At 42.3% G+C, this 13,743-nt stretch carries 8 protein-coding genes; 4 read left to right on the plus strand and 4 right to left on the minus strand.

Annotation, left to right across the window (positions count from 1 at the left end; translation table 11 throughout):
- Positions 1 to 31 precede the first annotated feature (31 nt).
- Both DYC50_RS05735 and DYC50_RS05740 read right to left on the minus strand, forming a co-directional pair.
- The gene (locus DYC50_RS05735; RefSeq protein ID WP_115249365.1) at positions 32 to 2,668 is read right to left on the minus strand and encodes a TRAP transporter permease; all 2,637 of its coding nucleotides are present in this window, start codon (positions 2,666 to 2,668) and stop codon (positions 32 to 34) included.
- A gap of 77 nt (positions 2,669 to 2,745) precedes the next feature.
- Positions 2,746 to 3,708 (minus strand): TAXI family TRAP transporter solute-binding subunit, encoded by a 963-nt coding sequence (locus tag DYC50_RS05740; RefSeq protein WP_115249366.1) that lies wholly within the window; start codon positions 3,706 to 3,708, stop codon positions 2,746 to 2,748.
- A 352-nt stretch (positions 3,709 to 4,060) separates the two neighbouring features.
- Here DYC50_RS05740 and DYC50_RS05745 point away from each other — a divergent pair, with 352 nt between their 5' ends.
- Positions 4,061 to 4,750, plus strand: coding sequence for a ComEA family DNA-binding protein (locus DYC50_RS05745; protein ID WP_115249367.1), 690 nt, complete (start codon positions 4,061 to 4,063; stop codon positions 4,748 to 4,750).
- Positions 4,751 to 4,812: 62 nt separating this feature from the next.
- Here the strand turns inward: DYC50_RS05745 and putP are convergent, their stop codons facing one another.
- Together putP and putA are read right to left on the minus strand one after the other, a co-directional pair.
- The gene (gene putP / locus DYC50_RS05750) at positions 4,813 to 6,309 is read right to left on the minus strand and encodes a sodium/proline symporter PutP (RefSeq protein WP_115249368.1); all 1,497 of its coding nucleotides are present in this window, start codon (positions 6,307 to 6,309) and stop codon (positions 4,813 to 4,815) included.
- A gap of 17 nt (positions 6,310 to 6,326) precedes the next feature.
- Positions 6,327 to 9,767, minus strand: a complete 3,441-nt coding sequence (gene putA / locus DYC50_RS05755; RefSeq protein WP_115249369.1) for a bifunctional proline dehydrogenase/L-glutamate gamma-semialdehyde dehydrogenase PutA — start codon at positions 9,765 to 9,767, stop codon at positions 6,327 to 6,329.
- A 326-nt stretch (positions 9,768 to 10,093) separates the two neighbouring features.
- Here putA and DYC50_RS05760 point away from each other — a divergent pair, with 326 nt between their 5' ends.
- The 3 genes from DYC50_RS05760 to purD all read left to right on the plus strand — a co-directional run bounded on the left by DYC50_RS05760 (position 10,094) and on the right by purD (position 13,664).
- Positions 10,094 to 10,501 (plus strand): DoxX family protein, encoded by a 408-nt coding sequence (locus tag DYC50_RS05760; RefSeq protein ID WP_103854912.1) that lies wholly within the window; start codon positions 10,094 to 10,096, stop codon positions 10,499 to 10,501.
- Between the two features lie 230 nt (positions 10,502 to 10,731).
- A complete protein-coding gene (gene purH / locus DYC50_RS05765) occupies positions 10,732 to 12,336 on the plus strand; it encodes a bifunctional phosphoribosylaminoimidazolecarboxamide formyltransferase/IMP cyclohydrolase (protein ID WP_115249370.1) in 1,605 nt (534 codons plus the stop codon).
- Positions 12,337 to 12,356: 20 nt separating this feature from the next.
- The gene (gene purD / locus DYC50_RS05770; RefSeq protein WP_115249371.1) at positions 12,357 to 13,664 is read left to right on the plus strand and encodes a phosphoribosylamine--glycine ligase; all 1,308 of its coding nucleotides are present in this window, start codon (positions 12,357 to 12,359) and stop codon (positions 13,662 to 13,664) included.
- Positions 13,665 to 13,743: the final 79 nt, after the last annotated feature.

The following is a 13,743-nucleotide window of genomic DNA, read 5'->3' on the forward strand; positions in this document are numbered from 1 at the left end:
GCACTTTAAAAACAAAGTGCGGTCAATTTTTTTATTGTTTTTTCGCTCTACGGCGTTGATTAAATCCAACAAGGAGAATAATCAACAAGCCCGGAATGAACATCCATTCTTTGGCAGTAGCCACTTTTGGTAAAGAAATATAGAGTAGGGTTTGATCCCAATTTAAGCCTGCTTTGGTGGCAGGGGAATCAATTTCAACCATATCAATAATGACTTTTGGTGTCGCTTTGCCATCAATTTCAATGCTTTCGCCTGTATTGAGCAAGGTTAAGCCGAGTTTATTTAGGCGCTCTTCACCGGTTTTTCCTTCTGGTACGCTGAGTTCAGAATAGAACTCAATTTGTTTTCCATAAGGATTGGTGCCGGCCACTTTGACGGTAATTTTTTCATCAACTGGCACTTTTTCCAACTCTTGTGCCAAATTCACTGGCTCAATGTGATAAGAGGTTGGCGAAATATATTCCATAAAGAAACCAGGGCGGAAAATAATAAATGCTGCAAAAATAAGGGCAACAGTTTCCCACACTTTGTTCTTCGTGATGAAGTAATTCATTGTGGCGGAAGTAAAGGCGAGTATGGCAATGGTGGATACCACCGCAACCAGTATGCCTTTTGCCCAGCCCACATCAATTAATAACAGATCCGTATTAAAGATGAACAAGAATGGCAAGATCGCTGTTCTTAGGCTGTAAAAGAATGCCACTAAACCTGTTTTGATTGGGCTACCACCAGATACTGCCGCAGCAGCGAAAGAGGCCAGACCCACAGGCGGCGTTACGTCAGCCATAATCCCGAAATAGAACACGAATAAATGCACGGCAATCAGCGGTACGATTAAGCCATTTTGTTTACCCACTTCTACAATCACTAATGCCATTAAAGATGACACCACGATATAGTTAGCTGTGGTTGGCAAGCCCATTCCTAGAATTAAGCTGAATATTGCCACAAGGATAAGCATAAGCAAAATGTTACCCATTGAGAGCATTTCAATAATGCCAGAGAGCTGTACACCAAAACCAGTGAGTGAAACAACGCCGACAATAATTCCCGCGGTTGCGGTGGCGATACCAATCCCGATCATATTACGTGCACCCGTTTCTAAACCATCAACAAGGGCATCAATGCCTTGTTTAAACAGATCTTTTGTGATCGGTTTGTTACGGAAGAAGTTTAGTAACGGATGCTGAGTGACTAAAATGATCATCAAGGTTACCGTTCCCCAGAAAGCAGATAGCCCTGGTGAAAGCATTTCGACCATTAAGCACCAAATTAGCACCACAACAGGAATTAAATAATGTAAGCCTGCATTTACTGTTGGTTTGGCGGACGGCAGTTTTACCACTGGGGAATTAGGATCATCAATTTCTAAATCAGGGAATTGTGCCACACGGCGAATTAAGGCGAGATAAATCAGCGCCAATAACACCGCAACGATTAAGAAACTATGATCAGGTGCAACGGTTTTCAACCAGCCTAAACCAAATTCCACGCCAATCACTAAGCCAATCACCACTAAAATAGTGCTGACCAATTTTAGCAAGGTCACTAAAAATGGATTTGGCGGATCGGTTCTTGGCAAGCCGTGCAAGTTCATTTTTAATGCTTCTAAATGCACGATATAAACCAATGCAATATAAGAAATCAATGCAGGCAGTGCCGCATAGGTGATGAGTTGGCTATATGGCATATTGACATATTCGATCATCAAGAAAGCCGCAGCACCCATTACCGGTGGCATAATTTGTCCATTTACCGATGAAGCTACTTCTACCGCGCCTGCTTTTTCTGCCGAAAAGCCCACGCGTTTCATCATTGGAATGGTGAATGTTCCAGTGGTTACTACGTTAGCGATAGATGAGCCTGAAATTAGCCCCGTTAAGCCAGATGACACCACAGCCGCTTTCGCTGGCCCACCACGCAGATGTCCAAGATAAGCAAAAGCGGTTTTAATGAAATAGTTACCCGCGCCCGCTTTATCGAGCAATGCACCAAATAACACAAACAGGAAAACATATTTGGTAGAAACCCCTAATGCCACACCAAATACGCCTTCCGTGGTTACCCATTGTTGGTTCACCATTTGTGAAAGTGAGCCTGAACGGTGGCTGATGATCCAATCTGTTGGCAGGAATTGCCCGAAGTAGTTATAAGCTAAAAATACACTGGCGATAATCACCAAAGGCAAACCAAGGCTACGGCGACAGGCTTCTAACAGCAATAACACGCCTAGACAGCCAGCAATAATATCTTGCGTATTGGGTGCGCCAAAACGTGTGACTAAACCTTCATAAAAGAAAATGTAATAAGCGCCTAAAAATGCTCCAAGGGTGGCAAAAAACCAATCTAACAACGGAATGCGATGTTTTGGCGAGGTCGCAAAAGCAGGGAACGATAAATAGGCCAAGAACAATGCAAAGGCAAGGTGGATCGAGCGCGCCTTGGTGTCATCGATCACCACATTAATATCTAGCCCCCAATTGCGAACGACTTCTTGTAGCCAAAATGGCACAGGGGAGGTGTAATAAAGTTGAAAAACCGACCATAAAATTGCGATAATTACGATCAGCTTTCTGCTTGCACCAGTAGGATTTCGTCCGCCTGAATCATTGGAGGCGACCATATCTTGCAGATCATCGTAATCCATTTTTTTTGTGGATTCGGACATAAAATCTCCCGAAAATTTTTAAATGAATGAAAACGGAAAAAGGCAGGGCTAAGCCTGCCTAAATAATAAAGATGAGATTATTGTAACCAACCGCGTTCTTTATAGTAACGCACCGCACCTTCGTGTAATGGCGCAGAAAGTGCGTTTTTAATCATATCTTCTTCTTTAAGATTGGCGAACGCAGGGTGTAAACGTTTGAAACGATCAAAGTTATCAAACACCGCTTTAACTGCGGCATAAACTTTATCTTCTGGCACATCAGCAGAAGTGACTAGGGTTGCATACACACCGAAACTTTCTACTGGATTATCTGTACCACGATATAGTCCACCCGGAATCGTTGCTTTCGCATAGTAAGGGTTTGCTGCCACTAAACGATCAATGGCTTCACCTGTTACAGGAACAAGATGGGCATTACAAGACGCTGCCGCTTCTTTCAACGCACCATTTGGGTGACCTACGTTATAGGTAATCGCATCAAGATTGTTATCACACATTACCGATGCCATTTCTGCAGGTTTTAATTCAGACGCCACTTTAAATTCTTTGTCTGTCCAGCCTTTCGCAGCCAAGATCACATTCATTGTTGCACGCGTACCAGAACCCGGATCGCCCACATTCACACGTTTACCTTTCAAATCATCAAAAGAATTGATATTTGAATCATCACGCGCCATTAAAGTGAACGGCTCAGGGTGAATTGAAAACACTGCACGCAATTTATCATTTTTCTTACCCGCAAAGGAGCTTGTACCGTGGTAAGCGTGATATTGCCAGTCTGATTGTGCAATACCCATTTCCATTTGATCTGCGGCAATCGCATTTAAGTTTGCCACAGAACCACCTGTTGAAGGCGCGTTACATTTAATATGAGTTTTTGCAGTATCGCGGTTCACTAATTGACAGATTGATTGACCAACCACATAGTAAACCCCAGTTTGACCACCAGTCCCGATGGTTACAAACTTATCTTCTGCTTGCACAGAAAAAGAGGTGGCTGCCACACCCGCGATAAGAGAGAGTTTTAATAATTTCTTCATTTTTACTCCTTTGCATATTTAGTTTCTATTAAAGGCGAACTTGCGAACGCAAAGTTCGTCTTAAAGATGTTGTGAGTCCAAAAATTAACAAAAATTTTACAGACGGGATAAAGATATACCCTAGATTACCTTTCGTTGCAATCATTTTTTTCGATAAATCGCCTTAAAGTGCGGAAGAATTTTTGCGAATTTTTATGATTTCAAACGAGAATAAATGAACTTTTGCACGAATTAACACACTAAGAAAGGCATCTATAAAATATCATTAGAGCAATTTGTTATCCGCTACTTATACGTTTCATTTATAAGTATGGCTATTTTTATAAAAAATCATTCTACTTAAGGAGTTAAGATGAAATTATTAAAATCTGTATTAGCACTAAGTTTTGCCGTTGCGACTTCAGGCGTTGCATTGGCAGAAAATCCATTGGCAAATGCAAAAGACGCCGTAAAAACAACTGCGCAATCAATGAAACAAGATAGCGCATCAAAAGCAAAAGATTTAGTCAAAGAACAAGCTACTAAAAAAGCAAATGCAGTGAAAGATGCGGCGAAAGAAAAAGCGAATGCTGCAAAATCATCGGCAAGTGAAAAAGTAGCAAAAGCTAAAGAGAAAGCGGCTGATACCAAAAGTGCGGTAGAAAATAAAGCAAAATCTGCCAAAGAATCTTTAACAGATAAAGCGTCAAAAGATAAATCGCTCACCGATAAAGTGAAAGAAAAAGCATCTGAAAAAGCGAAAGAGGCTAAAGAAAAAGCAAAAGATGCAAAAGAAAAAGTAAAATCAAGCGCAGATAACGCAAAAGACAAAGCGAAATCATTAACGGAAAAAGCGAAGTCTTATGCAGGTGAAAAAATCAACATTAACAAAGCAGATGCGAAAACCTTACAAAACCTTTCAGGTATTGGTGAAGCAAAAGCAAAAGCCATTGTTGAATACCGCGAAAAAGTAGGCAAAATTAAATCAGTAGAAGATTTGTCAAACATTTCAGGCATCGGTGCTGCAACAATTGAAAAAATTGCTCCTTATTTAACATTCTAAGTTTATTTTGAACAAAACAAAGGCTAATCAAGTGATTAGCCTTTTTTCGTTTCACAAAGCAATTATTGCTGATTAAACGTTTCCACCGCAGAATCAAATTTCTCAGCGATTTGTTTATCTACAGGTGAGAAAATTGATGAGGTTAGGGTAACGAAAGAACAAGCTAGGAAGCCTGGGATAATTTCGTATAAGTTGGCGATGTCTTTCCAGTTTAGCGCGGTCATTAGCGGTTTCCACGCTACAACCGTTACCGCACCGGCTAACATTCCCCATAATGCGGCGTTGGAGGTGATGTTGCGGTTAAATAGGGAAAGGATCACCAATGGCCCAAATGATGCGCCAAAGCCAGCCCAAGCGTAGGATACTAAGCCCATTACTTTAGAATTCGGATCTTGTGCGATGGCAATGGCTACAATGGCGATGAGCAATACCATTACGCGTCCAACCCAAACTAATTCCGTGCTTGAGGCATTTTTGCGTAAGAAACCGTGGTAGAAATCTTCGGTAATGGCAGCAGAACACATTAAGAATTGTGCTGATAAGGTACTCATAATCGCCGCTAAAATGGCGGATAGCACAATACCCACGATCCAAGGATTAAAAATGGCTTTGGAAATTTCAATGAACACCGATTCGGCAGAATCTAAGGCGATACCTTTTACTTCAAAATAAGCTAAGCCGAAATAGCCCACTGCACAAGCGCCACCTAAGCAGAGGATCATCCAAGTGATCCCGATTGTGCGCGCTTTATCGAGAGCTTGTACTGAACTGGCTGCCATAAAACGGGCTAAGATATGCGGTTGTCCGAAATAGCCTAATCCCCAAGAAAGGGCCGAAATCACGCCAATACCTGATACATTATAAAGCCAGTTGGAATAAGGAATTCCCGTTTGTTGTGATTTAGCTTCTAGGGCAAGGGTGATTTCTTCCCAACTAATGTTGAGCAGCACGATGACAGGGGCGAGCAATAAAGCGAAAATCATCAATGAGGCTTGAATAGTATCGCTCCAAGAAATCGCTAAATAGCCACCAATAAAGGTGTAGGCAATGGTTGCCACCGCACCAAAAATCAAGGCGGTGGTGTAATCAATGCCTAATAAGCTTTGGAACAATTTTGCCCCAGCTACCACACCAGATGCACAATAAATAGTGAAGAAAAACAAGATCACTGAAGAAGAAAGAATTTTCAGCCATTTTGCTCGTTTCGGAAATCGCATTGCAAAATATTCAGGCAAGGTGAGTGCATTGCCATAGTGTTCCGTGAAAACCCGTAAACGCCCTGCCACAATGCGGTAATTTAGATATGCCCCAACCGTTAGCCCCACGGCAATCCAGGCTTCTGATAAGCCAGTAAGGAAAATTGCACCGGGCAAGCCAAGCAATAACCAACCAGACATATCTGATGCGCCCGCCGACATTGCGGTAACAAAGCTACCCATTTTGCGGCCGCCTAAAATGTAATCGTTAAAATTTTTGGTGGAAATATAGGCGTAAATCCCAATCCCTAAAATGATAACAAGATACAGTCCAAAAGCTGTGTAGATTTGATAATTCTGCATACTTTATCCCTATAAAATTATTGTTCTTCAATGGCCATTAGGGTGGCGTTGCCCCCTGCGGCAGAAATATTCTCACTGCGTGAAAATTCGTTATATAGCAAGGTCAAATCCTGATTGACTGTCCAATCATATAAACAGAAAATCGCAGGATTATTCTGCGCAAAGCGCTGACGTGTTTGGGTATCGATAGGCGATACAAACACCGCTTTTTGCAAATGCTGTCCTTCTTTTAGGATTTGTAGATGTGGTAATTGATAGCTCAACAGCGGATTATCTTTTTCTACAACAACATTAAATCCTGCTTGTTGTAACCGCTGATAAGCCGCAGTTAAACGAGCGTGGTCTTGACCGAGTAATAAAACAGAAGTGGTTTTATAATCAATGCTATTTAATTCCCCTGTAATACTAGGCAATACTTTGTTTTTTGCAAGTATAGATGAATAATATTGTGATGTTTTGGTTAAACGTTGAACATAAAGCTCGCCGCCTGCTTTCGGCCCTGTGCCTGATAAGCCGTGTCCGCCGAACGGTTGCACGCCAACCACGGCTCCCACAATATTACGGTTAATGTAGAAATTGCCACATTCTAAATGCTGTTGCACAAAGGCAACATTTTTGCTGATGCGGCTATGGCAGCCCCCTGTTAAGGCATAGCCTTTGGCATTAATTTTTTGCAGATAATCGCCCAATTCTGCTTTTTTATAGCGAACAAAGTGTAGAATTGGCCCGAATACTTCACGATTAATTTGATCCAACGAATCCACTTCATAAATGGCTGGCGCGACGAAATGCCCTGAAGTTGGGGAATCCAATTCAAAATATCGGCGAGAAAACGACCGCACTTGTGTTTGGTAATTGATTAAATTAGCTTGTGCTTCTTCATCGATCACTGGTCCAATATCAGTATTGAGTAGCTCTGGATTGCCAATTACTAATTCTTTCATTGCTTCGGTGATCATTTGGTATAAGCGATCCGCAATGTCTTCTTGCACTAATAAAATACGCAAGGCAGAACAGCGTTGGCCTGCGGAATCAAAGGCGGAACTGAGTACATCGGTAATCACTTGCTCTAATAAGGCGGAAGAATCTACCACCATAGTGTTTAAACCGCCGGTTTCAGCAATGAGCACGGGTTGATCTTCTCGTTTCACAAGCTGTTTATTGATTAAATGGGCTACTTCCGTTGAGCCAGTAAACATTACTGCATTAAAGGGTTGAGCCACTAACGCTGCACCTAAATCCCCAGCCCCTAAGGTGAGTTGCAAGGCTTCTTGTGGCACGCCTGCTTGATGTAATAATTTTACGGCATAATAAGCAATGAGCGAAGTTTGCTCGGCAGGTTTTGCAATCACATTATTGCCCGCTGCCAAGGCTGCAGCGATTTGCCCAGTGAAAATTGCCAGAGGGAAATTCCAAGGAGAAATACACAGCACGTTGCCTAGTGGTGGTGCGAGGGCTTTTTTGCTGTCTAATAAGCGGATTTGTTCCGCGTAATAACGCAAGAAATCCACCGCTTCACGCAGTTCCCCAATGGCATTGGGTAAGGTTTTTCCTGCTTCTTCAATGGCAAGACGTAGCAACAAGCCAGTATTTTCTTGATAAAAATCCGCCGCTTTTTCTAAAATTGTCGCACGTTCTTCCACGATTTTTTCTTGCCAAACACGAGATTGCAGCACATCAAACACCGCAGGCACATCATCTGGCGACATAAAAGTGGAAGTTGGTAAATGCTGTGCTGTATCAGCCGGTTTGCGACCTTGATAACGTTGTGCTGCTTTCACTGGCACAGCACAAAGGGATTGCACGTCCGAATATTCTGCTTGATTTAATTGCTGTTGCAATTCCGCCAATTGGATTTCATCACTTAAATTAAAGCCTTGAGAATTACAACGATGTGGGAAAAGATCCGCCGGTAATTTAATCGCTTTATTTGGCACACCGTTAAAGCGAGCAAATTTTTTCCACGGTGCTTCAATCAGTTCATTGACAGAAATATTGTTATCCACTAATTGATGCACGAAAGAGGAATTTGCACCGTTTTCCAGCAATCGGCGTACAAGATAGGCGAGTAGGGTTTCATAGGTTCCCACAGGTGCATACACCCGCACGCGACAATTAAATTGATGTTCACCAACCACGTTATCGTAAAGGGTTTCCCCCATTCCGTGCAGACATTGAAACTCAAACTCTTTGCCTTTACCCAGTTCCACAATGGTGGCTAGGGTTTGCACATTATGCGTCGCAAATTGTGGATAAATGGCATCTTGCGCGTCTAATAATTTCTTCGCACAGCTAATATAAGAAATATCCGTATGCACTTTACGTGTATAAACGGGGAAGCCTTGCACGCCCTCGGTTTGCGCCCATTTAATTTCGCTATCCCAATACGCCCCTTTCACCAAGCGCACCATCATTCTGCGTTGATAACGGCGATTTAACGCAATAATGTAATCCAACACATAAGGACAGCGTTTTGAATAGGCCTGCACCACAAAGCCGATGCCGTTAAAGTCGGCAAGATCAGGATCTTGTAATAATTTTTCGAGCAGATCTAAAGAAATTTCAAGGCGTGCCATTTCTTCTGCATCAATGTTTAGACCGATATTGTATTGTTTTGCTAGCACAAAAAGCTGTTTTAAACGCGGATAAATTTCGCTCATTAAACGATCTTGTTGCGAACGAGAATAACGCGGGTGGATAGCCGATAATTTCACCGATACGCCATTTGCATCATATAAGGCTCTCCCTGCGGATTGTTTACCCACGGCGTGAATGGCGTCCACATAATCCTGTAAATATCTGTCCGCATCTTCCATTGTCATTGCGGCTTCGCCGAGCATATCAAAGGAGAAACAGTAGCCCATTTTTTCTCTTGTCGTAATATTTTTTAGAGCTTTTTCCATTGTTTCGCCAGTAACAAATTGCTCACCTAAAATCCCCATTGCTTTTTCAATGGCTTTTTTCATCACTGGTGCGGAAAGGCGAGAGAAACTTTTCATCAACGCAGAAGAAAGGGCTTCTTCATCTAAACTAGCACTGATTTTATTACCGAGCATTAAGCCTAGGCTTGCGGCGTTGGTAAACAGAGAGCCTGATTTTTTCAAATGGGCTTGCCAATTACCTAGCTGAAGTTTATCGTTAATTAAATCATAACGGGTTTGCGCATCGGGAATACGCAACAAGGCTTCCGCCAAGCACATCAAGGCAATGCCTTCATCACAACCTAAAGAAAACTCGTGCATCAAGGCATCAACGCCATAATGTTTCTGTTTTTTACTGCGGATTTTGCCGATTAATTCTCGGGCGACTTGTTCAATGGAAGATTCTTGTTGTGGTGTGAAATCTAAGGTTTGGACTAATTGACTTACTGCGGGTTGTTCAGAGCAATCATAATGCTCACTGATAATTTTACGAAGTTCAGGTTCTACACTGGGTAGCGGAGGAAATTGAAAACGCATTTTATTTACCTACTTATTTTCAAATGTTTTTTAATTGTTAAAAAGACGTTAAGGATTGTAGCTAATTTTTTTAAGAATAAATCAAAAAATTATCAGAACTGTGATGTAGTTCAAAAAACGGGTTGTTTCTCAGGAGATTGGATTCAAACAGGGCAGGGAGAATCATAGCAAAAAGAATGAAAAAATTTACCGCACTTTTCTCTTTTATTATTAACTAATTTGAAAAAGTGATTTTCATTATTGTGAATTGTATAGGTAATGCAATTCCGTTATGATACGCGCTCTTTCGCTCCTACTGGAGTAAGATTATTTTTAAAGGAAACATTATGAATTCATTAAATAAAATTAGCCCTTATGCACTCGGATTATTACGCATTATTGCAGGCTATATGTTTTTATTACACGGCACGTCAAAATTCTTTGAATACCCAGTTTCAATGACAGGTGGCAACGGTGCTGTGGAACTCTTTTCAATGATGGGCATTGGCGGTGTGTTAGAAATCGTTGGTGGCGCATTATTGATTTTAGGGCTATTTACCCGCCCAGTGGCATTCATTCTTTCTGGTATGATGGCGGTGGCATATTTCCAAATTCACGCTTCTTTGGATAACGTGTTATTGCCAATCGTCAATAAAGGTGAGCTTGCTGCATTATATTCTTTAGTTTTCTTAAACTTTGTTTTCTTAGGCGCAGGTGCTTTCGCATTAGATAACAAAGTCTGCAAGAAAAGCTAATAAAACTAATTTGTCTTTTTTAGAGTTGTTGATTTTAACCCGCATTAGCGGGTTTTTTGTCTTTTGAGAAAAATAATTCAAAAATGCACCGCACTTTTGGTACGCCTTGCCTATGGAAATCTTGAATTGTTGGTTTTTTGTTAAGAAATTTGATTTCGTGCTACATAAAAGCAAACGATTGCGTTATAATGCGGGCGTTTTTTCATTTCATTAAATTAAAGGAAATATCAATGCAACCAAATCGCCCAATTCGTCAGGCTTTACTTAGTGTTTCAGACAAAACTGGTATTGTGGAATTTGCTCAAGGCTTAGTGCAACGTGGAGTGAAACTGCTTTCCACCGGCGGCACGGCAAAATTATTAATGGAAAAAGGTTTGCCCGTTATCGAAGTATCCGATTACACGGGCTTCCCTGAGATGATGGACGGGCGAGTGAAAACCCTGCACCCAAAAGTTCACGGCGGTATTTTAGGACGCCGTGGGGTTGATGATGAAATAATGGCGCAGCACCAGATTGATCCCATTGATATGGTGGTAGTGAACCTTTATCCTTTCGCCCAAACTGTGGCAAAACCAGATTGTACCCTTGAAGATGCTGTAGAAAATATTGATATTGGCGGCCCAACAATGGTGCGATCTGCAGCGAAAAATCATAAAGATGTGGCGATTGTGGTGAATAATCAGGATTTTTCTGCGATTTTGGCTGAAATGGATCAAAATCAAAATGGCTTAACCTTGGAAACACGTTTTGATTTAGCCATCAAAGCCTTTGAGCATACCGCACAATATGATGCGATGATCGCCAACTATTTTGGTAAATTGGTGAAACCTTATTTTGCTGCAGATGAAGAAGAGCAAAATGCCTTGTGCGGCCAATTCCCACGCACCTTGAATTTGAATTTTATCCGCAAACAAACAATGCGTTATGGGGAAAATGGTCATCAAAATGCCGCATTTTATGTGGAAAAAGAACAAAAAGAAGCCAGTGTGTCCACCGCAAAACAGCTACAAGGCAAAGCCCTTTCTTATAACAATATTACTGATACGGACGCCGCACTGGAATGCGTGAAAAGTTTTAATGAACCTGCTTGTGTGATCGTGAAACACGCGAACCCTTGTGGTGTTGCCTTAGGCGAAGATATTTTAGATGCCTACAACCGTGCCTATCAAACTGATCCAACTTCTGCTTTCGGCGGCATTATTGCCTTTAACCGCCCTTTAGACGAAGCTACCGCACAGGCTATTGTTGATCGTCAATTTGTTGAAGTGATTATTGCCCCAGTGGTGCAAGAAGGGGCGAAAGCCGTATTGAAAGCGAAGAAAAATGTGCGTGTTTTAGAATGTGGCGAATGGCATAGCGAGCCACAGCAACGCTTAGATTTTAAACGAGTTAATGGCGGATTATTAGTGCAAGATAGCGATTTAGGAATGGTGGATCTTGCTGATTTACAAGTGGTGAGCAAACGTAAGCCAACAGAAAAAGAACTGCAAGATTTACTATTTTGCTGGAAAGTGGCGAAATTTGTGAAATCGAATGCCATTGTGTATGCCAAAGATAATCAAACCATCGGCATTGGCGCAGGACAAATGAGCCGTGTTTATTCAGCCAAAATTGCGGGCATTAAAGCACAAGATGAAGGCTTGGAGGTGAAAGGTTGCGTAATGGCGTCCGATGCGTTCTTCCCATTCCGTGATGGCATTGATGCCGCAGCCAAAGTCGGCATTGAATGTGTGATCCACCCAGGCGGTTCAATGCGAGATCAAGAAGTGATCGATGCCGCTGATGAACATAATATGGTAATGGTGCTAACGGGAATGCGTCATTTCCGTCATTAATTAAAAGTGGGGTAGAAAAAATGAATATTTTAATTATCGGAAATGGTGGGCGTGAACACGCCCTTGCGTGGAAAGCAGCGCAATCCCCTTTAGCCAGTAAAGTGTTTGTTGCCCCAGGCAATGCAGGCACGGCGAGAGAAAAGGGCTTCGGCAAAAGTGCGGTGGAAAATGTGGCAATTTCTGCGACAGATATTCCTGCATTAGTGAAATTTGCCCAAGAAAATCAAGTGGGCTTAACCATTGTTGGGCCAGAAGCCCCGTTGGTAGCTGGCGTTGTCGATGCTTTTGAACAAGCGGGTTTAACCATTTTTGGCCCAAGCCAAGCTGCCGCACAGCTGGAAGGCTCAAAAGCATTTACCAAAGATTTCTTAGCGCGTCATCAAATTCCAACGGCAGAATATCAAAACTTCACAGACGTGGAACAAGCCCTTGCTTATGTTCGCCAAAAAGGCGCACCAATTGTGATTAAAGCAGACGGCTTAGCGGCGGGGAAAGGCGTGATTGTAGCAATGACGTTAGCGGAAGCAGAAGAAGCCATTAAAGATATGCTTTCAGGCAACGCCTTTGGTGATGCAGGCTCACGCGTGGTAATTGAAGAATTTTTAGATGGCGAAGAAGCCAGTTTTATCGTGATGGTGGACGGCAAAAATGTTGAGCCAATGGCAACCAGCCAAGATCACAAGCGTGTGGGTGAGGGCGACAAAGGCTTAAATACGGGCGGAATGGGCGCTTATTCGCCAGCCCCTGTGGTTACCCCTGAAATTCATCAGCGTGTGATGGAGCAAATTATTTATCCAACCGTGCAAGGAATGGCGGCCGAAGGCAATGTATATAAAGGTTTTTTATATGCTGGCCTGATGATCGATAAAAATGGTCAGCCAAAAGTGATTGAATTTAACTGCCGTTTTGGTGATCCTGAAACGCAGCCTATTATGATGCGAATGGATTCTGATTTGGTGGAACTTTGCTTAAAAGCCAGCGAAGGGAAGTTGGATCAAGTTAAATCGCGATGGAAAAAACAAGCCGCGCTAGGCATCGTGCTTGCGGCAGAAGGCTATCCAGCGGATTATCGCAAAGGTGATGAAATCCAAGGCTTACCAACTACTGAGCAGGCAGATGAGAAAGTTTTCCTTGCTGGCGTGAGTGAAGAAAACGACAAATTAGTGACCAACGGTGGCCGTGTTCTTTGTGCCACCGCATTAGGTGATTCCGTGCTTGATGCTCAGCAGAAAGCCTTAAAACTCGCTGAACAAATTCAATGGCAAGGACGTTTCTTCCGCCGTGATATTGGCTGGAGAGCTATTGCGCGCGAGAAGTCATCGTCATAGATGAAAAAAATTCATCAAGATGATGAGAAATTAACAATTAAATTTTCATTAAAAAGTGTAACAGAACAGGGTAAACTAT

Origin of the sequence: Avibacterium avium (genome assembly GCF_900454535.1) — a bacterium.
Lineage (GTDB): Bacteria > Pseudomonadota > Gammaproteobacteria > Enterobacterales > Pasteurellaceae > Avibacterium > Avibacterium avium.